The organism is Chromatiales bacterium (genome assembly GCA_024234935.1).
Lineage (GTDB): Bacteria > Pseudomonadota > Gammaproteobacteria > Steroidobacterales.
This window is the reverse complement of record JACKNI010000003.1, coordinates 101718-127698: the sequence shown is the minus strand read 5'-3', so window position 1 is coordinate 127698 and position 25981 is coordinate 101718. Positions and strand designations below refer to the sequence as shown.

Sequence of the window (25981 nt, the reverse complement as noted above, 5' to 3'; positions counted from 1 at the left end):
GATATCTGCTCCCGTCGTCTGATCAAGGATTTCCTCATAACGAGATGGGGCTCCCGCTCGGGAATTCAATACTCAAAGTTTAGGAGTGATGTTCGCTCCCGGAGCAAGGACGGATTGTCTGCAGCGCAGCGGGGGCTGCGCGAGCTCAGGAAGCTGAGACCTGCTCAGACGGCAGTAATGCGGCGATTGACACCACTGACGCTGCTGCGCTCCATCTCCAGTTCCTGGACCCGTCCCTGCAGGGCCTGGATCTGGGCGGTGGCGGCGGCGAGTTCAGTGCGGAGGGCGTTCTTCTGCCGTATCTCGGCCTTGAGGGTATTTTTTGCCTGCGCATATTGGCGCAGATAGGCCGCAACCTGTGCCTCAAGCGTCGCAACATGGGCGAGCGCGCGATCGGTCTCCGCGCGCTGCTCCTGCAATGCTGTTTTGGCTGCTTCGTGTTCACGGGTATAAGCTGTTACGGCGTCGCGGAGCTCGATTACTGCGACTTCGCGGCGGCCTTCCTCGGCGGGATCGGCCCGAACGAGGTTCCGGTGCGAGAGCCAGGCAACCAGCGCACCGCCCGCCAGGGCGGCGATGCTTGCGACTGCCAGTACGACCGTCAGTTCGTTTGACATAATGATTGATGAAAGGTGCCTGACATAACGTAGGCGTATGTCGGGTCCCTGTCTGTGGGCCGGCTCTCACTTTGTTGTTGAGGACAGGCACCATGAGTTCCGCCTTGCACCCGATCACCGTCCGGAAGTTGCCAGATGTCTCTTGCTCCTGATTCTGCCGATGCTGTTGTGCTCGCACGCGGCCTGACCAAGAAATACGGTGAGCGGACAGTGGTCTGCGGAATCGACCTGACTATTCCCCGCGGGGGCTGCTTCGGTCTGCTCGGGCCAAACGGCGCCGGAAAGACCACGACGCTGCGCATGATCCTCGGTCAGGCGCCGATGAGTGGCGGTACGCTGTCGGTACTCGGACTGCCGATGCCCGCAGCGATCCGCCAAATACATGCTCGCACCGGTGTCGTGCCGCAGAGTGACAACCAGGACCCCGACTTTACGGTGGTCGAGAACCTGCGCATGTACGCGCGCTATTTCGGGCTGCGTCCCGCCGAGGTCGCTGGCCGGATCGATGAATTGCTGGGTTTTCTGGAGCTTGCTGATCGGCGCGATGCGCGCATGCGCGAACTCTCCGGCGGCATGAAGCGGCGGCTGTCGATCGCGCGGGCGCTGATCAACGATCCTGAGTTCATCATGCTTGACGAGCCCACCACCGGGCTCGATCCGCAGGTTCGCCACCTGATCTGGACCCGCCTGCGCAAGCTCAAGGCTTCCGGGAAGACGCTGCTGCTGACGACCCACTATATGGACGAAGCGGAACGGCTCTGCGATCAGCTTGTGGTGATCGATCGCGGTCGTATCGTCACGCAAGGCTCGCCGCGCGGTCTGATCGACGAGCATGTCGAGCCGCACGTCATCGAGGTGCAGGGCGAAACCGCGCGCGTGGTACCCGTACTTGGCAGTATTCCCGGTTCCCGGCTGCTTACGGTTGGCGAGACTCACTACTGCTATGCGCGCGAACTGGGCCCGGTACTGGCGCGCCTCGAGTCTGCGCCGCAGCTTCGCTATACGCACCGGACGGCAAACCTCGAGGATGTCTTCCTGAAACTGACTGGCCACGAACTTCGGGAATAACCCGTCATACGGAGTACGCCAAGATGACAAACATGGGGCTGGTACTGCCAAGGCCGCAGGCTTCTGCACTGAAGATCTGGCAGCGCAATCTGCTGGTCTGGCGCAAACTGATCGGGCCGAGCATGGCCTTTTCATTCGGTGAGCCGGTGATCTATCTGCTGGGCCTCGGTTTCGGCCTGGGGCAATTCATCGGTGAGGTCAACGGGATCCCGTACTTCACTTTCCTGGCTGCCGGCCTGCTTGCGGCCTCAGCGATGAACGTGGCCTCCTTTGAAGGCATGTTTTCGGTGTTTACCCGCATGACGCATCAGCAGACCTACGACGCGATTCTGGCCACGCCGCTGACGGTCGATGACATCGTGGCCGGAGAGATGCTGTGGTGTGCGACCAAGTCACTGCTCAATACATTGCCGATCCTGGCGGTGGCTTTCCTGCTGGGTGCCATCCATGACTGGTCGGCACTGGCTGCGATCCCGGTCTTCTTTCTGGTCGGGCTGTGCTTTGCCGGCCCGGCGCTGGTGATGGCCGCATGTGCGGCGAGTTATGATTTCTTCAATTACTACACGACGCTGCTGATCACGCCCATGTTCATCTTCAGCGGGGTGTTCTATCCGGTGGCGACCTTGCCGGCGATCGCGCAGGTACTGGTAAACATCCTGCCACTGTCCCATGCGATTGCGTTGATACGACCGCTCGTTGCCGGCCAGACGCTGACCGACCCGGTGCTGCATGTCGCCGTGCTGCTCGCCTATGCCGGTGTTGGCTATGTGGCGGCGAGCATCTTCATCCGCCGCCGGCTGATCCGTTGATCAGTCTGTCTGCTGCGGTATCCGGTTCAGATGGCTGCGACGCATGCTGTAGGCGAAATACATGACGATGCCTATGATCGACCAGATCATGAACCGTATCCATGTCACCAGCGGCAGGAAGGTCATCAGGCCAAAGCAGGCGAGTGCCGCGAGAATCGGCAGCCAGGGCATGAACGGTGTACGAAAAGGCCGGTGTTCATCCGGTTTCGCATAACGCAGCACGACTACGCCGATACTCACGATCGCGAACGCAAACAGGGTGCCGATGTTGGTCATGTCGGCTGCTTCGCCAAGTTGTACGACGCCCGCCAGCAATGCCACGACGATACCGGTGACCCATGTTGCCTTGTGCGGTGTGCGGTATTGCGGATGTACACCAGCCAGCCAGTTGCCGAGCAGCCCGTCACGCGACATCGCGAAGAAGATGCGCACCTGACCCATCAGCAGCACCACAAGCACACTGGTGATTCCGGCAACGGCCCCCACTGAAACGATTGCGGCACCCCACCGGAATCCGAGCTGGCCGAGTGCGTCGGCAATCGGTGCATTCACATCGATCGCCTTCCACGGAATCATTCCGGTGAGAATTGCCGCAACGGCCAGATAGAGCAGCGTGCATACACCAAGTGAGGCAATGATGCCGATCGGGATATCGCGCTGTGGATTCCGTGCTTCTTCGGCGGTCGTCGATACGGCATCAAAGCCGATATACGCGAAGAACACGATGGCCGCTGCAGCACCGACACCGGCAAAGCCGTTCGGCATATAGGGTGACCAGTTGTTCGTGTCGACATGGTCGGCGCCGACGGCGATGAAGAAGCCGATAACGGCCAGTTTGATCGCGACGATGATGGTGGTGACGCGTGCGCTTTCCTTGATGCCGACCACCAGCATCCAGGTACACAGCAGGACGATGATCATGGCCGGCAGATTGACGATTCCGCCATCAGGGCCGCCCGGCGCATGAGTGGCCCAGTGCGGCAGATGGATGCCGGCAATCTCGAGCAGCTTGTTGAAGTAACCCGACCAGCCGATCGCCACCGCAACGCTGGAGACACCGTATTCAAGGATCAGGTTCCAGCCGGTGATCCAGGCGACGAATTCACCGAGCGTCGCATAAGAATAGGTATAGGCGCTGCCGGACACCGGGATCAGGGCGGCGAACTCGGCGTAGCACAGGGCAGCCAGCACGCAGGCCAGGCCGGAGAGCAGGAATGAGAGGGTGATGCCCGGCCCTGCGCCGAGTCGCACGGCGTCACCGACGATCGCGGTGCCGATCAGTACGAAGATTCCGGTACCGATGATTGCCCCGACCCCCAGCGCGATGAGGTCGGTCAGGGTCAGCGTGCGGTTCAGGCGGTGGTCGGGATGATCGGCATCCGCGAGGATCTGGGCGAGCGGTTTGGTGCGCAGCATCCGCGCGCGGATACCCGGCAACTGTCTGGACATCAGGTTTCCCCCTGTACTTCGATTCGAAAGCCGGCCGGAGAGTGACATGACAGGATCGGCCCGCTGCCATACAGGGCGCTGAGGGCACCGTGTTCCGTGACCGCGATTTGCGCGGCCCGCAGCCGGGTCCGGACCGGCGCGAGAGACTTCACCCGGTAATTCATGTGCAGGATACCCGTTGCCGGCGGCTTCGCACGCGGGTACAGGTCCTCGCCCTCAAGTCGCTGGTATTCGATGATCTCGATTCGGCCGAGGGGATCTTCCGGGTCGCCAAAAACACGAAGTCCGAGACCGGCACCCGGCGGCAGTCCGGCAGTTCGTTCGATATCCGGACCGCTCAGCTGCAGTTCGACAGTGGTCGCCATGCCGAGTACCTCGCGATAGAAAGACGTTTCTGCTTTGGCATCGGGAACGATGGTGACGAGCGGACCTATGCCCGCATATCCCTTCGTTGACATCGTGGTGTCATAGCCGGGACCGATGGCTTCGATCAGTACCACATTGATCTCATCGTGGCCTGGCATCTGCACTTCACGAAACAGGTGCTGGCCGGCGCGCATCTCGGCCCAGCGGGCACGAAACTGATGTCCGGCTGCTTCGAGTTCCAGATACCGGGCCGGCAGGTCAGTGGTATAGAGGTCGAGATTTTTTGGGAGCAGGTCCCAGGCTTTGGCACCCCGCCGTACAGGTGGCAGCGGATCCCTGAATTCAACCAGGTGCATTGCGCCGGCAGTGGCCCAGCGCCCGAGACCGATCGGAGTGCCGACGATTGCCTGACGGGTGATGGTCAGTGGGTCGATGCCCCAAAGCAACCCGAGGACCTGGTCCGGTCCCTGGCGGTCGACGCGAACTTCCAGCCCGAAGTTTTGCTGCCAGAAGCCGAGGGCCGTATCGAGGTCCGCCACGCCGATGGTGACATGAGAAAAAGCGCCCAGACCCGGTGCAGACATGCATTACCTCAGTGCGCATGGAATACGGCAGCCCGGATTCTATGCGCCCCGGCTGCCAATCCGGAACCCCGTTCTTTTGCGCTGCTTACGAGCTTGCCCCATCGCAACGCGGGGAAGGCCGTGCTAGAGTCGGGCCATCCGCATCTGAGTCGAATCCGCAAGCAGCGTTCTGTGACACCTTCCGTGAACCGTTTTCCTGCAGATTCTCCCTTCGAATTCCGAATCATGGACGTGAGCCTTGCTCGCGCCCTCTTGCCGTTGTTCTCGTGCCGTCCATCAACCTTGAGGATTCAATAGGTACCCGTCATGACCAGGATTTACGTAGGCAATCTGCCATATACCGCCGATGAGGAGTCGGTTCGTGAGTTGTTTTCGCAACATGGAACAGTCGACGCAGTTCGTTTGATCAACGATCGCGAGACCGGCCGTTTTCGCGGTTTCTGTTTTGTGGAAATGCCCGAGTCGGATGCCCAGACCGCAATCGCCCGTTTGAATGGCCACGACATGGGTGGTCGTCAACTGCGCGTCAACGAAGCGCGTGAGCGCGAGGGTGGCGGTGGTGGTGGCGGTGGTCGTCGTGGCGGTGGCGGCTACGGCGGTGGCGGCGGTCGCGAGGGCGGTGGCGGCTACGGCGGTGGCGGCGGTCGCGAGGGCGGTGGCGGCTACGGTGGCGGCGGTGGTCGCGAGGGTGGTGGCGGTTACGGTGGCGGCGGTGGCCGTGATGGCGGCGGCCGCGGTCCGCGCGGACCCCGCTACTGAAGGTAGCGCACGACGACGGAAATCTCCGGTCGTTGTCAGTACCTGATCGGGACGGTTCCTGAAAATGCCCGCCGACTCGCGTCGGCGGGCATTTTCATTTCCTGATTTGGTGGGCCCGCCAGGACTTGAACCTGGGACCAACGGATTATGAGTCCGCCGCTCTAACCAACTGAGCTACAGGCCCGATCATCGGCAGCGGCAATTCTAGCAGCCGGCGTACCAATTGGCCCTAAGCTTGGTCCGGAGGCTACACTGCCGACGAAAACCGCAATACAGGAACAGCGCATGTCTCGCCGAACAGCAGACCTCCCGCCACTGACCGGCATCCCACACATGGTGCGCGAGCTGCGATATCAGGAAGTAATGCGGCAGGGGGTTGGCCTGGCACTGATGCCCGTATTCGCATTCTTCTCGACACCGGTTCCTGCGGGGTTCTGGTTCGGGGTGTTTTGCGTGGCTGCTGGCTCCCTGTTGCGGGTTTACGCCTCGGGTTTCATCGTCAAGAACAAACAGCTGGCAACCGACGGGCCGTATTCGCTGGTCAGACATCCGCTCTATACCGGTAATCTGCTGATCCTCATCGGCTTTACTGCGGCCTGCGGGCGCTGGTGGGCACCGCTGGTCGCTGTGGCTTTCTGGTGGTTCTACTATCCCGTAGCGATCCGCTACGAGGACCGCAAGCTGCAGCGTATTTTCGGCGAGGAATGGCAGCGCTGGAGCAGTACCGTACCAGCCGTGATTCCCCGCAAGCTGATCCCGCGCGGGCCAGCCAGCTGGTCACTGATGACTTCGCTGCGGCAGAACCTTGAGCCCCTAGTATTGGCATTCACGTTGATCTGCATTGCCTGGATCGGCATGCGGGCTTGATGCCTCCGTGGTGCAGATTGACCAATTCCTGAGCCGCGGTTACCAGGGGGTTGTCTACCTGCGCGATACCGGTACGGGCCGGGTCGTCGTCAAGCAACCGATGGGACACGGGCTCGGGCTCTGGCTGCGCCGCGTGATGTTGCGCAGGGAGTATGCGGCCTATCAACGTCTGCAGGGCGTCCCTGGCGTGCCGCGCTGTTTCGGCGTGGAAGCAGACGGAAGCCTCCTGCTCGAGTTTCTTGAGGGCGAGCCTTACCGCGAAACGGCTACGGCCCTGCGCGACCGCGACATGTTTTTCAGCGAATTGCTCCGGTCCATTCTCGCTGTGCATGCGGCCGGGGTGGCGCATGCGGATCTCAAGCGCCGCGGCAATATCCTGATCAGTCCCGATGGTCGTCCTGTGCTGCTGGATTTCGGTTCGGCAGTGCTGCGCAGCAGGCGTGGCGGATGGCTAAATGGCCTGTTGTTCCGGCAGATCTGTCGCATGGACCTGAATGCCTGGGTGAAGCTGAAGTACCGGCGTCGCTATGATCTGATTCCGGCCGAGGATCGCGGCTACTACCATCCGACCATGATTGAATCGGTGGCGCGGGTGATTCGCCGCCTCTGGCGCAAGCTGACCGGGCGGCAATTGCGCAAGGCACGGCGTAGGCGTCGTACACATCGCTGAAGGGGATGCCTGTGAGTTTTGTATCCGTACTCCTGAATCTGCTGACCTATGCATTCGTGTTCGCATTTGTTGCCGGCGTGCTGGCCGTCGTCGTCATGTATGTCATCGACGTCACGCAGACGACGCATGCGATCCGGCGCAATTTTCCGGTGGTTGGCCGCTTCCGGTACATGTTCGAGAACCTCGGTGAGTTTTTTCGCCAGTACTTCTTTGCCATGGATCGTGAAGAACTGCCCTTTAATCGTGCCGAGCGCGCCTGGGCCTATCGGGCCGCCAAGGGCGTAGACAGCATGGTGGCTTTTGGTTCTACCCGCGATCTCCGTCCGGTCGGTACACCGATCTTCGTCAATGCGCCATTCCCGTCGCTCGACGAGGACGTCCGGCAACCTTCCGCAGTGACGATAGGGCCTTATTGCAGGTCGCCCTATGCGACGGACCGCTTCTTCCATATTTCGGCGATGAGTTTTGGCGCGATATCAAAGCCTGCCGTACAGGCACTGTCGCAGGGTGCGAGGGCGGCAGGTTGCTGGCTGAACACCGGCGAAGGTGGTCTTTCGCCTTATCACCTGGAGGGTGGTGCAGACATCGTGTTTCAGATGGGCACAGCCAAGTATGGGGTGCGCGACGCGCTTAGCCGCCTCGACGATGAGCGGCTGCGTGCCGTGGCCGCGCACACCCAGGTACGCATGATCGAGATAAAACTGAGTCAGGGGGCCAAGCCCGGCAAGGGCGGGATTCTTCCGGGCGACAAGGTGACGCCCGAGATCGCCGCCATTCGCGGTATCCCGGCCGGACAGGATTCACTGAGCCCGAATCGCCATGTCGAGATTGCCAGCAACGGCGAGTTGCTGGATTTCATACACAGGGTTCGCGAGATCAGCGGCAAGCCGGTCGGCTTCAAGACGGTTGTCGGTTCGACCGACTGGCTTGACGAACTGTTTCAGGAAATCGGCCGGCGTGGCATTGAGAGCGCACCGGACTTCATTACCATCGATTCGGGTGATGGCGGCACAGGTGCTGCGCCCATGGCCCTGATCGATAACGTCGGTCTGCCGATTCGCGAGAGCCTGCCGCTGGTCGCCGACCTGCTGATCCGCCATGGATTGAAGGACCGGGTCCGGCTGATTGCCAGTGGCAAACTCACCACGCCGGCAAACGTTGCGCAGGCGCTGTGTTCCGGTGCGGATTTCGTGACATCGGCCCGCGGCTTCATGTTTGCGCTCGGCTGCATCCAGTCGCTCCGTTGCAACAAGAATACCTGCCCGACCGGCATCACTACGCACGACGAGCGGCTGCAGCGCGGCCTGGTTCCGGAAGACAAGGCCAGGCGCGTGATGCGCTATCAGCAGAACATGGAAAAGGAAGTGAACGTGATCGCCCACTCCTGTGGCGTTGCCGAGGCGCGCCAGCTGCGACGCCAGCACTGCCGTATCGTGCAGGGCAACGGCCGTTCGATTCCGATCAGCGAAATCTATCCCGCCTGAGCACACCACGCGGCATGCCCGGCGGGGTCGTTCAGTCTTCGATCAGGAAGCTGCGCAGCTGATCGCTGCGCGAAGGATGGCGCAGCTTGCGCAGCGCCTTCGCCTCAATCTGCCGGATACGCTCGCGGGTTACGTCGAACTGCTTGCCGACCTCTTCAAGGGTATGGTCGGTATTCATGTCGATGCCAAAGCGCATGCGCAATACTTTCGCCTCGCGCGGCGTCAGGCCGGCGAGCACGTTATGCGTGGTTTCCTTGAGGCTCTCGATCGTCGCCGCCTCGATCGGCGAGAACACCGCGGTATCTTCAATGAAATCACCGAGATGTGAGTCCTCATCGTCGCCGATGGGTGTCTCCATTGAAATCGGTTCCTTGGCGATCTTGAGCACCTTGCGAACCTTGTCCTCCGGCATGTCCATGCGGACAGCCAGTTCTTCCGGCGTTGGCTCACGGCCCATCTCCTGCAGCATCTGCCTGGAGATACGGTTGAGCTTGTTGATCGTTTCGATCATGTGCACCGGGATACGGATCGTACGTGCCTGGTCGGCGATCGAGCGGGTGATGGCCTGCCGGATCCACCAGGTCGCATAGGTGGAAAACTTGTAACCGCGCCGGTATTCGAACTTATCCACAGCCTTCATCAGGCCGATGTTGCCTTCCTGGATGAGATCCAGAAACTGCAGGCCGCGATTCGTGTACTTTTTCGCAATCGAGATAACCAGCCGGAGGTTGGCCTCGACCATCTCTTTCTTGGCACGGCGGGCCTTGGCCTCGCCAATCGACATCTCGCGGTTGATTTCCTTGATTTCGGGAATCGACAGGTGAACTTCGGTTTCGATCAGCTGCAGGCGCTTCTGCGCTTTCTGGATATCCTCCTGCATCTTGAGCAGCGCAGAAGAATACTTGCGCTTGGCCTTGATGTGCTTGTCGACCCACTTCAGGTTGGTTTCATTGGCCGGGAAGCTGGCCAGGAAGTCCTTGCGTGGCATGCCACAGTCACGCACACAGAACTGCATGATCTTGCGTTCCTGGGCACGGATGCTGGCGACGACTTCACGCAGCGTATTGGTCAGCTGATCGAACAGTTTGGGCGCGAGCTTGAGTTCCATGACCTCGCCGGCCAGCTTCTCGCGGGCCTTCTGCACCTTCTTGTCCTTGCTTCCGGCCTTGTCGAGATCGGTAAGTACACGCTTGTGGCGGCGAAAGATTGACTGCAGGCGCTTTTCGGCTTCGACCGGGTCCGGGCCCTGATCTTCAGGTTCGTCGGCCGTGTCGCTGTCGGAATCATCGCTATCGCTGTCGTTATCACTGTCATTGTCATTCTTGTCGACGCTGGCCGCTGCATCGCGTATCGCCGGGGGTGGCGGCACGTCATTGACGGCATTGGGATCGATAAAGCCGGTCAGCACCTCCTGCAGACGCGCCTCACCGGCCTGTACCGGCGCGTAGGCGCTGGACAGAACATCGTAGGTGGGAGGAAACATGGCGACTGCCAGCTTGACCTGATCAAGGCCTTCCTCAATGCGTTTGGCAATGCGGATCTCACCCTCGCGGGTGAGCAGTTCGACGGTACCCATTTCGCGCATGTACATGCGCACCGGGTCGGTGGTTCTGCCGAATTCGCTGTCAACCGTGGCAATGGCCTGTGCGGCTTCTTCAGCTGCCTCGTCGTCAGTTGCTACCGTGGAATCGGAGAGCAGAATCGACTCGTTATCCGGTGCCTTCTCATGCACCGTGATCCCCATGTCGTTGATCATGTTTACGATGTCTTCGATCTGCTCCGGATCGACGATGTCGTTGGGCAGGTGGTCGTTGACCTCGGCGTAGGTCAGGTAGCCCTGCTCCTTGCCGCGGGCGATAAGGAGCTTCAGCTGCGACTGCTGTTCGGTATTCTTGTTTTCGATTGGCTCACCCACTCACCAGCCCTCGCCGTAGAAATAAAAACACGCCATTATACGGAACACCGGCCGGCCTCCTAAGAGAAATTCCCTTGCAGCCTGTCGCGGGGACCCGGTCCACGGTTGATCTTGTCGGTCACTGATTGCCAATTCTTGATGGAGCAATGCGTCAAAGCCTTAGTTATCAAGGCCCCGGCGGGCCGTGCCATGACTGGCGACAACCGTTCGTTGGAGGTCGGCCAGGCGGCTAAGTTCCTCGGCTGACAGGGTTCTCTGGCCGGCCTCCTGCAATAGCGCGGCCAGTTCCTGCTGCATAGCAGCTGAAACCAGGCGCTCCAGGCAATCGGCAAATTCGGTACTGGCATCTTCAGCACCGATCAGCTGTTCTTCGGCCAGCAGTTGCGCCAGATGCGGCAGTTCACTGCGGCCGCGGAAACGCTCAAGCAGGGCCGCAGTGCCAAAGCCGGGCCGGCTGCTCGCAAGCCCATGCAGTTCGCGGAGCAGTTCCAGGCCGCGCAGCTCGGCCGAGAGCAGCGCATCCGGCAGGGGTATCAGGCTGGCCACAATGGGGTAGTGCAGCAGCAGGCTGATCGCCTGGCGGCTGAGAGATCCTCTCCGGTTAGCCACGCCATGGGGCCGGACCGGTCTTGTGCTGCGCCGGGGCAGCTTCTGGTCGGGTAGCGGCGACTGCGCGCCGCCGGTCATCAGTTCCTCGAGCCGGTTACGGGGCAGGCCGACGCAGCGGGCCAGCTCCTCGGTCAGCAGTTCGCGATACACCCCGGCGGGCAACTGGGCCAGCAGCGGCTTTGCCAGTGCTGCGAGGCGCGCCTTGTCTGCCAGGTTGTCGAGGTTGAGATCGCGAGTCAGCGAATCGATCATGAACCCGGACAGCGGCATGCTTGTGCCGATGCGCCTGGTGAAAGACTCTGCGCCTTCGCGGCGCACCAGCGAGTCGGGGTCTTCATTGTCGGGCAGGAGGAGAAAGCGGACCTGCCGTCCATCCTGCAGCAGTGGCAGGCTGGTCTGCAGTGCCCGCCAGGCTGCATCTCGACCGGCCCGGTCGCCATCGAAACAGAATACGATTTCGCCGGTCACGCCAAACAGGCGACGCAGGTGCTCGGTGGTCGTCGCTGTGCCAAGTGTCCCGACGGCATTGCGAATGCCATGTGCGGCCAGCATCACGACGTCCATGTAGCCCTCGACGACCAGAATCCGCTCAAAATTCCGCTCGGCTCGCCGTGCCTCATACAGGCCATACAGTTCGCGGCCCTTGTGAAAGAGCGGCGTTTCGGGCGAGTTCAGATACTTGGGTTCGCCATTGGCGATGATCCGCCCGCCGAAGGCGATGACCCGGCCCCGCGTGTCGCGGATTGGAAACATGATCCGTTCGCGGAACCGGTCGTAGAAGCCACCCGTGTCGCGTGCGATCACGAGTCCGGCTGCGAGCAGATGTGCCCTGTCCGCTTCGGTGGTGCCCAGGCTGTTCAGCAGGGTGTCCCAGCCGGCCGGCGCATAGCCAATGCCGAACTCCCGTGCTGTTTCACCATCGAGGCCGCGTTCCCTGAGGTAGTCAATGGCTACCGGATTATCGCGCAGCGCCTGTCTGAAAATGTGGGCAGCTTTCTCGAGTACCGTGAACAGCGGTTCGGACGAGGTCCGTTCGCTATCCGTATGTGGAACTTCGACGCCCACGCTGCGCGCCAGTTCTTCTACAGCCACGGGAAAGTCGAGGCGCTCGAACTCCATGAGGAAGCCGAGCGCCGTGCCGTGTGCGCCACAACCAAAGCAGTGATAGAAGCCCTTCTGCGGGCTGACCCAGAAAGAGGGTGTTTTTTCGGTATGGAAGGGGCAGCGGGCCTTGTATTCACGCCCGGCCTTGGTGAGCGGAACCCTCGAGCCGACAACCTCGACGATATCGGCCCGCTGTACCAGGTCGTCGATGAAGTCCTGCGGAATTCGACCACTCACGATAGAGATCCGGCTCCTTGTCGGTCGGCTGACCGGCAGCCTGATTACTTGCCGGAGAGGCGGGCTTTTACACGCTCACCAATGGCGCCGAAGTCGGCGCGGCCCTGGGCACGTTCCCGCAGTGCCGCCATCACGCGGCCCATGTCTTTCATGGTTGTCGCCGCGCTGGCCGTCATGACCTCATCGATCAGCGTGTCCAGTTCCTCCGCCGACAGCGCGCTCGGCAACCATGTCTGCAGCACGGCGATCTCGGAAATTTCCTTGTCAGCGAGATCTGCGCGGCCACCAGCAGTGAACTGGGTGGCCGATTCGCGTCGCTGCCTGATCTGCTTCTCGATGATCTGCAGCACCGCTGCATCAGTGGTTTCGGTGCGCTCGTCGACTTCGCGCTGCTTGATTGCCGCCAGGAGCATCCGCACTACCGACAGGCGACTCTTGTCGCCAGCCCGCATCGAGGACTTCATGTCTTCCTGGATCTGTGCCTTGAGCAGCGACACGGTCGGTTCCCCTCTGTATAGCGGTTGGGCGCCCCAGCCGGAATGTCGCACCGGCCTTCACCTGTGGGGTGGTCCGGTCTTGCCGCAAACTGGTCTCTGCGCCGCGCGCTTGTGCGCGGCACGATTCAGTAGAGGCGGACTCGCCGACTGGTTTCGCGGGCGCTTTTCTTCTGTTGACGCTTGACGGCTGCCGCCTTCTTGCGTTTACGCTCCTGCGTGGGCTTTTCGTAAAATTCCCGGCGACGAAGTTCGGTAAGAACCCCCGCCTTTTCGCAAGCGCGCTTGAAACGCCGGAGGGCGGCGTCAAAATGCTCGTTTTCTCGTACTCGAACGCCGGGCAAGGTCCTGATCCTTAAATTGTTGGTCCGCCAAGCTGAGAGGCAGCGGACCAGTTGTTGGTTGGACGGGCAAAAAATCCGGCTCTCTGGGCCGGACGAACCCAAAAATATAGCCACTCAGACGCCGTTTTGCAAAGGATTCCCATCGGATGACCGGAATGGAGCTCGGACAGATGATTGTTCTCGGTCTGGAAACCAGCTGCGACGAGACCGCTGCAGCTGTCTATGACACGGATTCCGGCCTGCGCGGCCATTGTCTGTTCAGCCAGGTTGAAACCCACGCGCCATACGGTGGTGTGGTGCCGGAACTCGCCTCACGCGACCATATCCGCAAGCTGATGCCGCTGGTTGAGGCGGTCCTCGCGCAATCGGGGGTGCGGTCCCATGAGTTGTCCGGGGTGGCCTATACCGCCGGACCGGGACTGGTTGGCGCCCTGCTGGTCGGTGCCACGACCGGCGTGGGTCTGGCGTTCGGCTGGGGGATCCCCGCGATTCCCGTCCACCATATGGAAGCGCATTTGCTGGCGACCCTGCTTGAGCCGGAACCACCCGGATTTCCCTTTGTGGCGCTGCTGGTTTCGGGTGGGCATACGCTGCTGGTCGAGGTGCGGGGGCTCGGTATGTACAAGATACTGGGCGAAACCCTAGATGATGCGGCGGGAGAAGCCTTTGACAAGGGGGCCAAACTGCTGGGTCTGCCTTATCCGGGTGGCCCGCGGCTCGCAGGCCTCGCCGATCAGGGACGGCCGGGACGGTACGCGCTTCCGCGGCCGATGTGGAACAAACCGGGCCTGGATTTCAGCTTCAGTGGGCTGAAGACAGCTCTGGCCCTGCAGGTACGGGACCAGGGCGGGATCTCGGCGCTGGACAGCGGTGCCCGGGCGGACCTTGCGAATTCCTATCAGGAAGCGATCGTGGATACGCTGGTGGCCAGGTCCTGCCGGGCGATCGAATCAACCGGCCACAAGCGACTGGTCATCGCCGGCGGGGTAGGGGCAAATCGATTGCTGCGCGAGCGGCTCCGGGACGGGCTGTCACGCCTTGGCGCCACTGTTTACTATCCACGGACGGAGTTCTGTACAGACAATGCAGCCATGATCGCGTTTACTGGCTGCCTGCGCCTGGCAGCCGCGCCGGAGGCATTTCGGGATTTGCATGTCACCGCCCGTCCCCGCTGGCCACTGGAAGAACTGCGGCCCTGAAGCCTGCCCACATCACGGAAGAACGATGGACACGATTTTTCTGCGCGACCTCCGCATCCGTACCATCGTCGGTATCTGGGAGTGGGAACGGCGCATGCCGCAGATCGTGAGCATAGATCTGGATATGGATACCGATATCCGGCGTGCAGCGCGCAGTGACCGGATCGAAGATACGCTGGACTACAAGGCGGTGACGCGTCGAGTGAAGGCGTTCGTGGCCGGCTCCAGCTTCAATCTGATCGAGACAATGGCCGAGCAGATTGCGGCGCTTGTTGTCGACGAGTTCGGCGTGCCCTGGGTGCGAGTGGCGGTACACAAGCCATGGGCAATTCGCGGGTCACGCGATGTCGGTGTCGTCATTGAGCGCGGCCAGCGCGAGTGACGGTGGCCAAGCGGTCGCCCGTCGACGTGTATGTCAGTGCCGGCAGTAATGTGGCGCCGGTAGAGAATCTGCGTCTGGCCTGCCGGGAACTCCGGAAGTCCTTTGGTGAGCTGGAAATCTCGGGCGTATACCGCAATCCCGCCGTCGGCTTTGCCGGCGATGATTTTCTGAACCTCGTGCTGCACTTTCGTACCGCCGAGTCTCCCGCTGCAATCATCGCGGAACTCGAACGCCTGCATGTGCTGGCCGGTCGGGTGCGCGGTCCGGACCCGTTTTCATCGCGAACCCTGGATCTGGATCTCCTGCTCTACGGCGATGCCGTGCTGCCCGAGCCTTCGATTCGTGTGCCGCGCGAGGACATCAGGAAATATGCCTTTGTCCTGGGTCCCCTGGCCGAGCTTGCGCCGGGGCTCCGGCATCCGCTGACTGGCGAAACGATGGCAGAACTGTGGGCAGCCTTTGACCAGGCCGCCCATCCCTTGCAGCGGGTAACGGAGACAATCATCTGAGTCTGCTGCCGGGCCAACTGCCGGTGCTTACCAACCTGCGCTGCGGCCACCATCGACGGCGATGATCTGCCCCGTCACGTAACTGGCGTCACGTACCAGGTACAGCACACATCCGGCGATATCGGCCGGCTCGCCGACCCGCTTCAAGGGAATCTGGCGCAACACGGTATCCCGCATGCTGTCGCTCACACCGCCGTCGGGCCAGAGAATTGCGCCTGGTGCCACGCCATTCACGCGGATGTCAGGCGCAAGGTCGCGAGCCAGTGCGCGGGTCAGAAAAGCGAGGCCGGCCTTCGCAGCACCGTAGGCGGTGTGATCCCTGAGCGGCCGGACGGCGTGGATATCCACTATGTTGATGATGACCCCGCGCGAGGCTTTGAGGTGCGGCAGCGCCGCCTGGGCGAGAAACAAGGGCGCCTTGAGGTTGGTGCCGATCAGATCTGCCCACTGGCTTTCGGTAACAGTTGCCAAAGGCGTGGGGTAGAAACTCGAGGCGTTATTGATCAGGATGTCGAGCCGGCCGGAACGGGCCGTGACGGTCTCGATCAGCGCGCCCAGTTGGCTGGTCTGGACAAGATCGGCCTGTACGGCGAGCGCTGAATCCGGGCGTCGGTCATTGAGCTGACGTACCAGTGTCAGGGCCTGGTCTGCGGATCCGCGGTAGTGGATCGCGACACCCGCACCCTGCGCGTGCAGCGTCGTGGCGATCTCCGCACCGACCCGGCGTGCGGCACCGGTGATCAGCGCCCACTTTCCCGTCAGCGTCGGGCTGTCGGTCCCGGTGGTGTCGCCAGTTGCTGGGTTCGTCATTGCGGTTACTGTCCTGTCTGCGCGATGCAGGCGTTTTGATGCTGAAGCTTAAGATTACACCACCATGCACAACAGGTCTGAGCTGCCGGTTCCCGATGATTCTGCCCTTGCGCACAGTGCCCGTGTTGCGGATCTCGTGCGTGCGCGTCTGGCTGACAGCGGCGGCTGGATCAGTTTCGCGGACTACATGGATCTGGTGCTGTATGCGCCGGGCCTCGGTTACTACAGTGCGGGAGCGCAGAAGTTTGGACCGGCGGGTGACTTCGTCACGGCACCCGGGCTTGGCAGTCTGTTTGCGGGCTGTCTGGCGCGGGTGGCGGGCCGGGCTCTCGACCAGCTTGATGGGGGCGTGGTGCTGGAGGTCGGTGGCGGCACCGGTGCACTGGCAGCCGACCTGCTCGGGGCCTTGCGTGCGAATCCGCCCCGGCAATATCTGCTGCTTGAGGTCAGCGCCGACTTGCGTGAGCGCCAGCGCGCTGTACTGGCTGCACGGGTTCCGGAGTTGCTTGACAGGGTGCAGTGGCTGGATCGTCTGCCCGCGACACCATTGACCGGTCTCCTGATTGCCAATGAAGTGCTCGATGCGCTGCCGGCCGAGCGCTTCACCATGCAGGACGGGAAACCCCGCCAACTCGGCGTGCAATTGCAGGCTGGCAAACTTTGCTGGGCATCGATACCGGCGCCTGCAGCGCTTGAAGCTGCGGTCCGGGCAATCGAGCAGGATATCGGCGGCAGATTGCCCGATGGCTACAGCTCCGAGGTGTCGCTGCGCCAGCCGGCGTGGATCGCCACGCTGGCAACAAGTCTTGGTCAGGGGCTTGCACTCTTCACGGACTATGGCTACTCGCGTCGTGAGTACTATCACCCGCAGCGTACAGAGGGCACTCTCGCCTGCCACTATCGGCATCACTGGCATGCCGATCCGTTTTTCCTGCCAGGCTTGCAGGACATCACGGCGTGGGTTGATTTCAGTGCAGCCGCGCGAGCCGGAGCGGCGGCGGGTCTCGACGTGGCGGCCTACACGACGCAGGCTCATTTCCTGCTCGCCACCGGCATCCTGCAGGAAATGGAAACCGGTGGAACTGGGAATCAGGGCCAATCACCGGCCCGGATGCAGGCCATGGCGACAGAACTCAGGCAGTTGCTGATGCCCGGCGAGATGGGTGAACGATTCAAGATGCTGGCGCTGACCCGGGACTTTGAGCCCGCTTTCGAGCTGACGGTGCGCGACATGCGTCCAGGGCTGTAAGGGCCTCACTCGGGCTGCTCGGATGCTGCCCGGTCAGCCATGAAACGGGCGCGGGCCGCGGCACAGGCGTCCAGGCGCGCCTGACGAATGGCGGCACCGAGTGCCTCGCCGGCAAGTCCCTGTCTGGCGATCGTTGCCGTATCAACGGATCGCGCCGCCTGCCACACGGCATGAATCAGCTCACGTTGCGGGTAGGGCCGTGTCTCCAGCCCGGTACGGCCCCGCGCGTCTGCTTCGCAGGCGTCGAGAAAGGGCTCCACCCGGTCAGCCCGACGGAAGGCGTCCAGACTCTCAAGCAGGCTGAGCAGCGTCGCTGGCTTGAGTTCCAGGGCGCGATGGCAGTTGCCATGCTGGCGGGTTACCGCGATGGCCAGGTCCCTGAAGCGGTTGGGTATCGCGAGCCTGTCGCAAAGCTGCTCTACGAGCGCGATACCCCGCTGTTCATGCCCGAGATGCCTGGGCAGTTCACTCTTGGGTGTGGTGCCCTTGCCCAGATCGTGTACCAGCACCGCAAAGCGCACTTCACGCTCATGTCCGAGCCGGGCCGATTCGCGCAGGGCCAGCAGGATGTGCCGGCCGGTATCGATTTCCGGGTGCCACTTTTCAGGTTGCGGTACGCCGAACAGCACAGCCACCTCCGGAAACACGACGGCCAGTGCTCCGCAGTCGTGGAGTACCTGAAAGTAGATATCCGGGCGCGACTCGCCGAGGGCTGATTCGGTCTCCTGCCAGACGCGCTCCGGCACCAGTGCGGCGACCTCGCCGGCTGCCACCATCTCGCGCATGAGATGCAGAGTGGCGTCCGCTACGCGGAAGCCCAGGTCATGAAAGCGGGCTGCAAAGCGTGCAACGCGCAGGATGCGCACCGGGTCTTCGCGGAAAGCGGCGGAGACGTGATGCAGAAGCCGTTCACGCAGGTGTGTCTGGCCGCCGGCCGGGTCGATGAGCGTGCCGAAGCTGTCCTCAGCGATGGCATTGATGGTGAGGTCGCGTCGCTGCAGGTCTTCTTCCAGCGTTACCGAGGGGTCGGAGCGGACATCGAAGCCGTGATAACCGGGGCCGGTCTTGAGTTCGGTACGCGCGAGCGCATATTCCTCATGGGTTACGGGGTGGAGGTAAACCGGAAAACTCCGGCCTACGCGCCGATAGCCTTGCGCTTCGAGCTCGGCCGGCGTTGCGCCGACCACGACCCAGTCACGCTCCCTGACAGGCAGGCCCAGCAACCGGTCACGAACAGCGCCGCCTACCAGATAGATCTGCATGGGCCGGACCTCGCGGTACAGGCCATCAGCGCCCGGCCGTGCGACGACAGATATCGTAATGGCTATGCACGCCGGCTCCTGCCAGTGTCGTGGCCAGGTTCGCGGTCAGTGAGCGCGGTTTGATGCCCAGGCGCTGCAGTCCGTCTTCGGTGCCGACGCTGTCGAGAAGCATCGAGCGGTAGTTGTCGGTAGAAAAGGGTTTGCCAGGTACGAAGTCCATCCAGGCTGCCTGGGCCCGTGACAGTCCTTTCGACATGCCGATGATCCGCCGATTGAGTCCCAGGGTGTCAGTAATCATCTGGACGATTTCTTTCAGGGTAAAGGTCTCGGCTCCATAGAGCTGCAGGGTCTGATGTGTCGTATCGGGCCTGTCCAGTACGCGCGTGATGGCGCTGACCAGATCGTCTACATGGATCGGCGCAAAGCGGGTGTTCGGCATGGGCAATGTGAAGGCCCAGGGAATCAGCCGGACCAGCCCTGCAAAGCGGTTGATGAAATCGTCGCCGGGACCGAAGACGACAGAGGGCTGCAGGATCGTCCAGTCGAGCTGCGACTTCCGCAACAGCGCTTCCGCTTCGCCTTTGCTGCGCAAGTAGTAACTGCTTGCCTGCGGCGCCCCGGCATTCAGTGCGCTGAGCTGTACAAGCCGCGAGACGCCTGCGCTTTTACAGGCAGCGATCAGCGTCTCCATCAGTTCCACATGGACGCGATGAAAGCCCCGGCCGTCGCGGCCTGATTCATTCAGGATGCCAATCAGGTTGACGACGGCATCAGCCCCGGTGAGCAGGGTGGCCAGCGTGCCGGGCGCAAAGACATCGGCGCGAACGAGCTTTACCGATGGCTGGATACGCAAGTGGCGGGCCCGCTCCGGATCGCGCGTGGGTACCGTGATGCGGTGCCCACGGTTGGCCAGGTGGGCGACGAGTCGCGAGCCGATGAATCCCGTTCCGCCAAGTATGCAATAAGAAGCCATATGTCCCCGGTATCTGTTTTTTCAGCGGATTTGCAGCAGCAGGTTCCGGTTGCCACGACGCACGCTCATGATCAGCAGGCTCTGCTGGCTGGCCGCCTGCTGCAGTTCACGTACGTTGCGCACGCGCTTGCGGTTTACCGACACTATGATGTCGTTCGGCCGTATGCCCGCCAGCGCGGCGGGACTGTTGGGCTCGACGGCATCAATGCTGACCCCGGGCCCGGTGAAGTCCTCACCCTTGCCTTCATGGTTGCCGAGCTGGGCGCCCGCAAGGCCGGGGTGTACGTCGCCGCCGTCGATCTGTGCGCTGATGCTGATTTCGCTCAGTACAGCGGTGAACTGGCGTCGCTTGCCGTCGCGGATCACATCGACACGCACCGAGTCACCGCTGCGTTTCAGGCCGATCGTGTTGCGCAGATCGGAGGCACCCTTGACCCTCTGACCATCGACCGAAACGATGACATCGCCGACCATGATGCCGGCCTTTTCCGCTGCCGAGTCAGTGACGACCTCCTGTACCAGCGCACCTTCCGCCGTGGCTTCGATGCCGAATGCCTTTGCGCTGTCCGCATTGAAGTCGGAAATGCTCACGCCGAGCAGCCCGCGTTTCACCTCACCGTACTGGAGGATCTGGTTCATGATCGACTTGGCGATGTTCACCGGAATTGCAAAACCGATGCCGATGTTGCCGCCGCTGTTGCTGAAGATCGCGGAGTTGATGCCGATCAGTTCCCCCCGCAGGTTGACCAGCGCTCCGCCGGAGTTGCCCGGGTTGATCGATGCATCGGTCTGGATGAAGTCTTCATAACCGTCCGGATTGATACCGCTGCGCCCGAGCGCGCTCACGATCCCTGAGGTAACCGTGTGCTGCAGCCCGAAGGGATTGCCAATCGCGAGCACGAAATCCCCGACCTGCACCTGGTCGGAGTTGCCGAACTTCATCTGGACCAGATTCTTGCTGTCTTCAACCTGCAGTACGGCGATGTCCGTACCTGCGTCAGAGCCGATGACCCTGGCTTTGAGGCTGCGGTTGTCATTGAGGTAGATCTCGATCAGTTCCGCGTTCTCGACCACGTGGTGATTGGTCAGGATGTAGCCCTTCGCCGCGTCCACGATCACACCGGAACCCGCACTCTGTACCTCGCGGCGCCGCTGCGGTTGCTGCTGGTCAGGAAAGCCGAAAAACCGGCGAAAGAAGGGATCTTCCATCAGCGGATTGGTGGGCGCATTGATCGTGCCTTTGGTGGCGATACTGACCACTGCGGGCTCGACTTGCTTGACCAGTGGCGCAAGGGTAGGCATTTCCTGGCCGCCAGCACGTACCGGCAGCTGCGCGCCGGCTGTACCGGAGATGAGGGCCAGCATCAGTGCAGCCCGACAGAGCAGTCCTGTCATGCGTACAAACCTTCGGCAGGTGATTGAAGACGCGGAATCATAACGTTTTTTGTCCGCTGCCGAGTGCTTGCGCCGAGTACCCCGCAAGCCGATTGATCCGGCGCGGCATGTCCCTATATCTTGTGTGGCCGCTGAACCTGCAACAGTACCGGGAATGATTAAAGTGGGGGCCTGAATTAGCGGGCCTGTATTTATTTAACTATATGATTATAAATAAGTTTCACGCTATACAGTCCGTGAAAACAATTCTTGACAGCGCTGCGGTCGGCTCCTAAGGTACCGCTTATGTCGCCACAACATCTTGTGGCGACGATTCCAGCGAATTTTCGCGGTTTTGGCGCTTGGTGCATCGGCTGGCGAAGGGGTGTCGCCGAGATGGACTTCCGTTCCGGAGAGCAGGCTCCGGGTGCAGATTACAGGGTGGTTTGGGGGATATGAAGGCTATGAAGCCGGCAGTACAAATGGAAAACGTCAGGGCGGGCACCGTCGGCTTCCAGGAAGCGTCGATCGATATCTGGGACAAGAAATACCGGTTGAAGGCGAAGACCGGCGAGGTCGTCGACGAGACCATGGACGACACCTACAAGCGTGTTGCCCGTGCACTGGCTGATGTCGAGTCCGAGGGGGACCGGGACCGCTGGTTTGAGCAGTTTCTCTGGGCGCTCCGACGCGGGGCGATCCCGGCGGGCCGGATCATGTCGAATGCGGGTGCCCGCGAGCACAAGCCGGCTACCTCGACCATCAACTGCACGGTCTCCGGCACCATCGGCGACTCGATGCAGGACATCCTCACCAAGGTTCATGAAGCAGGCCTGACGCTCAAGGCCGGATGCGGCATCGGTTATGAATTTTCGACCCTGCGGCCCAAGGGCGCGTACGTATCGGGTGCCGGTGCGCATACCTCGGGGCCCATGTCCTTCATGGATATCTACGACAAGATGTGCTTCACCGTGTCATCTGCCGGTGGGCGGCGTGGTGCGCAGATGGGCACATTTGATGTCGGCCATCCCGATGTACTGGATTTCATTCGCGCCAAGCGCGAGGACGGCCGGCTGCGTCAGTTCAATCTTTCCCTGCTGGTAACGGATGAGTTCATGCAGGCGGTCAAGCACGACCGCGACTGGTTGCTCGCCTTCCCGCTCGATCATCGGCAACTCGAGCAGCTGGGTCTCGACGTGAACGATCCGGCGCAGGTGCTGTGGCGTGAATGGCCGGTGACCGCGGGTTACGTGACCAACGACACCGGGCAGGTTGCGTGCCGCATCTTCAAGAAGCTGCCGGCAAGGCGTCTGTGGGACATGATCATGGCCTCGACCTACGACTTCGCCGAGCCGGGTTTCGTGCTGGTCGATCGTGTCAACGAGATGAACAACAACTGGTTCGACGAGAATATCCGGGCCACGAACCCCTGCGGCGAACAGCCGCTGCCGCCCTATGGGTCATGCCTGCTCGGATCCGTCAACCTGACCAAGTTCGTGCTGGATCCGTTTGCAGAAAATGCCCGCTTTGACTGGGATGAATTCCGGCGGGTAGTGAAGGTGTTTTCGCGCATGCTCGACAACGTGGTCGAGATCAACGGACTGCCGTTGCCGCGGCAGCGCGAGGAGATTCTGCGCAAGCGCCGTCATGGCATGGGCTTCCTTGGGCTCGGTTCCACACTGACCATGCTGCGCATGCGCTATGGCTCGAAGGACTCGGTGAAATTCACCGATGATGTCGCCCGTGAAATGGCGCTGGCTGGCTGGGAGACCGCGCTGGACCTGGCCCGCGAAAAGGGCCCGGCGCCGATCCTGCTCGAGGACTTCGCAGTGACGGCGCAGATGCTGCGCAAGCGTCCGGAAATGGCCCGCGATGGCTGGAAAGTCGGTGACCGCATACCCGGGCGGGTACTGCATGCGCGCTACAGCCGCTACATGCAGCGTATCGCCGAGGTGGCTCCGGAACTGGTGAAGGATCTGGAGCAGACCGGGGCGCGGTTCACGCACCACAGTTCGATAGCGCCGACCGGGACGATTTCATTGTCCTTTGCCAACAATGCCAGTAACGGCATCGAGCCGAGTTTTGCCCATCACTATTTTCGCAACGTGATCCGCGAAGGGAAGAAGTCCAAGGAAAAGGTCGATGTCCTGTCCTTTGAATTGCTCGCCTACCGGCAGTTCGTCAATGCAGCGGCGATGCCCGGCAGCACCCGGCCGGATGAGCAGCTGCCGGAGTATTTCATTACCGCGGAGGACATCAGCCCGCGGGAACATGTGGATATCCAGGCAGCTGCGCAGCGCTGGGTAGACTCCTCGATTTCGAAGACCGCCAACGTGCCGACGGACTTCGATTACGAGAAGTTCAAGGACATCTACATGTATGCCTACGAGAAGGGGCTGAAGGGCTGTACCACTTTCCGCTTCAACCCCGAAGCTTTCCAGGGCGTACTCGTGAAGGGCAAGGATTTGCAGAATACGAAGTACACCTTCGTGCTGGAAGACGGGTCCGAAGTGACTCTCCGGGGCGATGAAGAGATCGAGTATGACGGCGAGATGCACACCGCTGCCAATCTGTTCGATGCGCTGAAGGAAGGTTATTACGGCAAGTTTTGACGCAGGGCAAAGCCCGCGGGAGAGAGACGTGGCGAAGATCAGGATTGAAAAGAAGATCGTCGGCTATCGCGTGGATGGCGACGACGGCAAGGCTGCCGACAAGAAGGCAGAGCGGTCTGCAGCGAAACGCCTGTCGGTCGAGGGTAATGTCGTGCGCATGCACGAGAAGCTCGAGCGGCCGGAAATGCTGCAGGGCTCGACCTACAAGGTGAAGACCCCGGTTTCCGATCATGCGATGTATGTGACCATCAATGATCTGGTTCTCAACCCGGGTACCGAGCATGAGCAGCGCCGCCCCTTCGAGATATTCATCAACTCGAAGAACCTCGATCACTACCAGTGGATTGTCGCGCTGACCCGGCTCATGTCGGCCGTATTCCGCAAGGGCGGCGACGTTACCTTCATGGTGGATGAACTCAAGGCGGTCTTCGATCCCCGGGGTGGTTACTGGCAGCCGGGTGGCAAGTTCATGCCATCGATCATCGCCGAACTCGGCCACATCATCGAGAAGCATCTGCGTTTCATTGGCCTGCTGCCTGCTGACACCATGGATGAGCACAAGCGCAAGCTGGTTGAGGAAAAGCGCCGTGAATACGAGGAGCAGCATCGTCAGCAGGATGCGTTCGCCCGCAGCGAATATCCGGCCGGTGCACAGATCTGCATTGCCTGCAGTACCGTCGCCGTGGTTTTCATGGACGGCTGCATGACCTGCCTCGCCTGTGGCGACTCCAAATGCGGCTGAATACGGCGTGCTAACATCCGCAGGGTAGAAGCGGCACCACTACTAACGGATGACCTTCAGCGTTCCTGATTTCAGTCGTGTCACCGTCCTGGTCGTCGGTGACGTCATGCTCGATGACTACTGGTTCGGGCCTGTCTCGCGGATATCACCCGAGGCGCCGGTGCCTGTCGTTCAGGTGACGCGGTCCCAGTCCCGCGCTGGCGGTGCGGCGAATGTCGCCATCAACCTTGCCAGCCTCGGTGTACGTACCACGCTCACCGGTATCGTCGGTCGCGACGCCAATGGCGCCACCCTGGCGCGGCTGTTGAAAGACAATGGCGTGACAGCGGAATTCATCCAGTCGGCGGCCCAACCCACGATTACCAAGCTGCGCGTGCTGAGCCGCAACCAGCAGCTGATCCGTCTCGATACCGAGGACACCTACCCGCTGAGCGATGTCAGGACCTTGCCGGGCATGCTTGAGCGGCATCTGCCAAAGACCAGCATCTGTGTTTTTTCGGATTACGGGAAAGGCACCCTGGCAGACATTCAGCGGCTGATCACTATCTGTCGGCAACGCGGGGTTGCCGTACTCGTCGACCCCAAAGGCAGCGACTTCGCCCGCTATCGTGGTGCCAGTCTGCTGACGCCGAACCTGAGCGAATTTGAAGAGGTGGTCGGACGTACAGACGGCGACGATGATATTGCCGAGCGTGGCAGCGCCTTGCGTGAGGCGCTGGATATCGAGGCGCTGGTGATCACGCTCGGGGAGCGCGGCATGGCGGTGATCACGGCAGGCGAAGAGGCGATGTTTCTGCCGGCACGGGCACGCCAGGTGTTCGATGTGACTGGTGCCGGTGATACGGTCATAGCGACACTGGCAGCCGCACTGGGTGGCGGGCAAACCCTTTACGAAGCAGCAGGGCTTGCCAATCTGGCGGCCGGACTGGTGGTTGGCAAGATCGGTGTGGCCTCGGTTACACCCTCGGAACTCAGGCTTTCGCTGCACGAACACGGTCAGGGCGGGCGCGGTCTGCTCAGTCGAAGCGAAGCGCGGCAGATTGCCGCGGAGGCACGTTCGCGCGGCGAGCGTCTGGTCATGACCAACGGCTGTTTCGATATCCTGCATGCCGGCCACGTGGCCTACCTGGAGGAAGCCAAGCGGCGCGGTGATCGCCTGCTCGTCGCCGTGAACGACGATGCATCGGTGACGAGGCTGAAGGGGTCGGGACGCCCGATCAACCCATTGGCGGATCGCATGGCCGTGCTGGCCGGACTTGCCGCCGTTGACTGGGTGGTGCCCTTCAGCGAGGACACCCCTGAGGCGCTGGTATCAGAAGTCCTGCCGGACGTACTCGTGAAGGGTGGAGACTACCGCCCGGAGAACATTGCGGGAGCGCGCGCCGTACTGGCACGGGGAGGTACTGTCGAGGTGCTCGGTTTCCATCCAGGTCGCTCGACCAGCACGATCGTCGAGGCCGTCAACCGGCTGGCAAAGCAATAGCCCTTTCATC

Annotated in this window: 24 protein-coding genes and 1 tRNA gene; 13 read left to right on the top strand and 12 right to left on the bottom strand. The window is 61.6% G+C overall.

All coding sequences use genetic code 11. From position 1 onward, the window contains the following. Positions 1-164: 164 nt before the first annotated feature. Positions 165-617 carry a hypothetical protein gene (locus tag H6979_09095; GenBank protein ID MCP5139999.1) on the bottom strand — a complete coding sequence of 151 codons (453 nt, stop codon included), beginning with the start codon at positions 615-617 and terminating at the stop codon, positions 165-167. Between the two features lie 135 nt (positions 618-752). On the opposite strand from H6979_09095, the gene H6979_09090 reads away from it, so the two are divergent. Then, positions 753-1685, top strand: coding sequence for an ATP-binding cassette domain-containing protein (locus tag H6979_09090; GenBank protein MCP5139998.1), 933 nt, complete (start codon positions 753-755; stop codon positions 1683-1685). Between the two features lie 32 nt (positions 1686-1717). Beyond that, complete coding sequence (locus tag H6979_09085; protein ID MCP5139997.1) at positions 1718-2494, top strand: ABC transporter permease; 777 nt, start codon at positions 1718-1720, stop codon at positions 2492-2494. Here the strand turns inward: H6979_09085 and H6979_09080 are convergent, their stop codons facing one another. Together H6979_09080 and H6979_09075 are read right to left on the bottom strand one after the other, a co-directional pair. Then, complete coding sequence (locus H6979_09080) at positions 2495-3910, bottom strand: amino acid permease (protein MCP5139996.1); 1416 nt, start codon at positions 3908-3910, stop codon at positions 2495-2497. A 32-nt stretch (positions 3911-3942) separates the two neighbouring features. Continuing rightward, entirely contained in the window at positions 3943-4893 is a 951-nt protein-coding gene (locus H6979_09075) for a VOC family protein (GenBank protein ID MCP5139995.1), read from the bottom strand. Between the two features lie 306 nt (positions 4894-5199). On the opposite strand from H6979_09075, the gene H6979_09070 reads away from it, so the two are divergent. Continuing rightward, entirely contained in the window at positions 5200-5652 is a 453-nt protein-coding gene (locus H6979_09070) for an RNA-binding protein (protein ID MCP5139994.1), read from the top strand. A 107-nt stretch (positions 5653-5759) separates the two neighbouring features. Here H6979_09070 and H6979_09065 read toward each other — a convergent pair. After that, positions 5760-5836 (bottom strand) — tRNA-Ile (locus H6979_09065). Between the two features lie 101 nt (positions 5837-5937). Between H6979_09065 and H6979_09060 the strand changes: the two genes are divergently transcribed. From H6979_09060 to H6979_09050, 3 genes are read left to right on the top strand one after another with little or no spacing between them, the layout of a single operon-like run. Further along, a complete protein-coding gene (locus H6979_09060; protein ID MCP5139993.1) occupies positions 5938-6519 on the top strand; it encodes an isoprenylcysteine carboxylmethyltransferase family protein in 582 nt (193 codons plus the stop codon). Positions 6520-6529: 10 nt separating this feature from the next. Continuing rightward, positions 6530-7189 (top strand): hypothetical protein, encoded by a 660-nt coding sequence (locus H6979_09055; protein ID MCP5139992.1) that lies wholly within the window; start codon positions 6530-6532, stop codon positions 7187-7189. A gap of 5 nt (positions 7190-7194) precedes the next feature. After that, positions 7195-8673 (top strand): FMN-binding glutamate synthase family protein, encoded by a 1479-nt coding sequence (locus tag H6979_09050; GenBank protein ID MCP5139991.1) that lies wholly within the window; start codon positions 7195-7197, stop codon positions 8671-8673. 31 nt (positions 8674-8704) lie between these two features. Here the strand turns inward: H6979_09050 and rpoD are convergent, their stop codons facing one another. The 4 genes from rpoD to rpsU all read right to left on the bottom strand — a co-directional run bounded on the left by rpoD (position 8705) and on the right by rpsU (position 13376). Continuing rightward, the gene (gene rpoD / locus H6979_09045; GenBank protein MCP5139990.1) at positions 8705-10576 is read right to left on the bottom strand and encodes an RNA polymerase sigma factor RpoD; all 1872 of its coding nucleotides are present in this window, start codon (positions 10574-10576) and stop codon (positions 8705-8707) included. Between the two features lie 171 nt (positions 10577-10747). Then, positions 10748-12538: a DNA primase gene (locus H6979_09040; GenBank protein ID MCP5139989.1), complete on the bottom strand. Its 1791-nt coding sequence runs from the start codon at positions 12536-12538 to the stop codon at positions 10748-10750. Between the two features lie 44 nt (positions 12539-12582). After that, complete coding sequence (locus H6979_09035) at positions 12583-13029, bottom strand: GatB/YqeY domain-containing protein (GenBank protein MCP5139988.1); 447 nt, start codon at positions 13027-13029, stop codon at positions 12583-12585. A gap of 131 nt (positions 13030-13160) precedes the next feature. Next, positions 13161-13376 (bottom strand): 30S ribosomal protein S21, encoded by a 216-nt coding sequence (gene rpsU, locus H6979_09030; protein MCP5139987.1) that lies wholly within the window; start codon positions 13374-13376, stop codon positions 13161-13163. 170 nt (positions 13377-13546) lie between these two features. Here rpsU and tsaD point away from each other — a divergent pair, with 170 nt between their 5' ends. From tsaD to folK, 3 genes are read left to right on the top strand one after another with little or no spacing between them, the layout of a single operon-like run. Further along, positions 13547-14575, top strand: coding sequence for a tRNA (adenosine(37)-N6)-threonylcarbamoyltransferase complex transferase subunit TsaD (gene tsaD / locus H6979_09025; protein MCP5139986.1), 1029 nt, complete (start codon positions 13547-13549; stop codon positions 14573-14575). A 25-nt stretch (positions 14576-14600) separates the two neighbouring features. Next, on the top strand, positions 14601-14957 hold the full coding sequence (folB, locus tag H6979_09020) for a dihydroneopterin aldolase (GenBank protein MCP5139985.1): 357 nt from the start codon (positions 14601-14603) through the stop codon (positions 14955-14957). A gap of 26 nt (positions 14958-14983) precedes the next feature. Further along, positions 14984-15466, top strand: coding sequence for a 2-amino-4-hydroxy-6-hydroxymethyldihydropteridine diphosphokinase (gene folK / locus H6979_09015; protein ID MCP5139984.1), 483 nt, complete (start codon positions 14984-14986; stop codon positions 15464-15466). A gap of 27 nt (positions 15467-15493) precedes the next feature. Here folK and H6979_09010 read toward each other — a convergent pair whose 3' ends face one another. Beyond that, a complete protein-coding gene (locus tag H6979_09010; protein MCP5139983.1) occupies positions 15494-16276 on the bottom strand; it encodes a pteridine reductase in 783 nt (260 codons plus the stop codon). A gap of 64 nt (positions 16277-16340) precedes the next feature. Between H6979_09010 and H6979_09005 the strand changes: the two genes are divergently transcribed. Further along, complete coding sequence (locus H6979_09005; protein ID MCP5139982.1) at positions 16341-17525, top strand: SAM-dependent methyltransferase; 1185 nt, start codon at positions 16341-16343, stop codon at positions 17523-17525. A gap of 5 nt (positions 17526-17530) precedes the next feature. On the opposite strand, the gene H6979_09000 is transcribed toward H6979_09005, so the two are convergent. Genes H6979_09000 through H6979_08990 form a run of 3 tightly spaced genes read right to left on the bottom strand, consistent with a single transcriptional unit; the run spans position 17531 to position 21155 of the window. Further along, positions 17531-18787 carry a multifunctional CCA addition/repair protein gene (locus H6979_09000; protein MCP5139981.1) on the bottom strand — a complete coding sequence of 419 codons (1257 nt, stop codon included), beginning with the start codon at positions 18785-18787 and terminating at the stop codon, positions 17531-17533. Positions 18788-18812: 25 nt separating this feature from the next. Continuing rightward, positions 18813-19760 carry a complex I NDUFA9 subunit family protein gene (locus H6979_08995; GenBank protein MCP5139980.1) on the bottom strand — a complete coding sequence of 316 codons (948 nt, stop codon included), beginning with the start codon at positions 19758-19760 and terminating at the stop codon, positions 18813-18815. 21 nt (positions 19761-19781) lie between these two features. Next, positions 19782-21155 (bottom strand): DegQ family serine endoprotease, encoded by a 1374-nt coding sequence (locus H6979_08990; GenBank protein ID MCP5139979.1) that lies wholly within the window; start codon positions 21153-21155, stop codon positions 19782-19784. 443 nt (positions 21156-21598) lie between these two features. On the opposite strand from H6979_08990, the gene H6979_08985 reads away from it, so the two are divergent. Genes H6979_08985 through hldE form a run of 3 tightly spaced genes read left to right on the top strand, consistent with a single transcriptional unit; the run spans position 21599 to position 25971 of the window. Next, positions 21599-23746, top strand: coding sequence for an adenosylcobalamin-dependent ribonucleoside-diphosphate reductase (locus H6979_08985; GenBank protein ID MCP5139978.1), 2148 nt, complete (start codon positions 21599-21601; stop codon positions 23744-23746). Positions 23747-23783: 37 nt separating this feature from the next. Then, positions 23784-24488 carry an NrdJb gene (locus H6979_08980; GenBank protein ID MCP5139977.1) on the top strand — a complete coding sequence of 235 codons (705 nt, stop codon included), beginning with the start codon at positions 23784-23786 and terminating at the stop codon, positions 24486-24488. Between the two features lie 49 nt (positions 24489-24537). Continuing rightward, a complete protein-coding gene (gene hldE, locus H6979_08975; protein MCP5139976.1) occupies positions 24538-25971 on the top strand; it encodes a bifunctional D-glycero-beta-D-manno-heptose-7-phosphate kinase/D-glycero-beta-D-manno-heptose 1-phosphate adenylyltransferase HldE in 1434 nt (477 codons plus the stop codon). Positions 25972-25981: the final 10 nt, after the last annotated feature.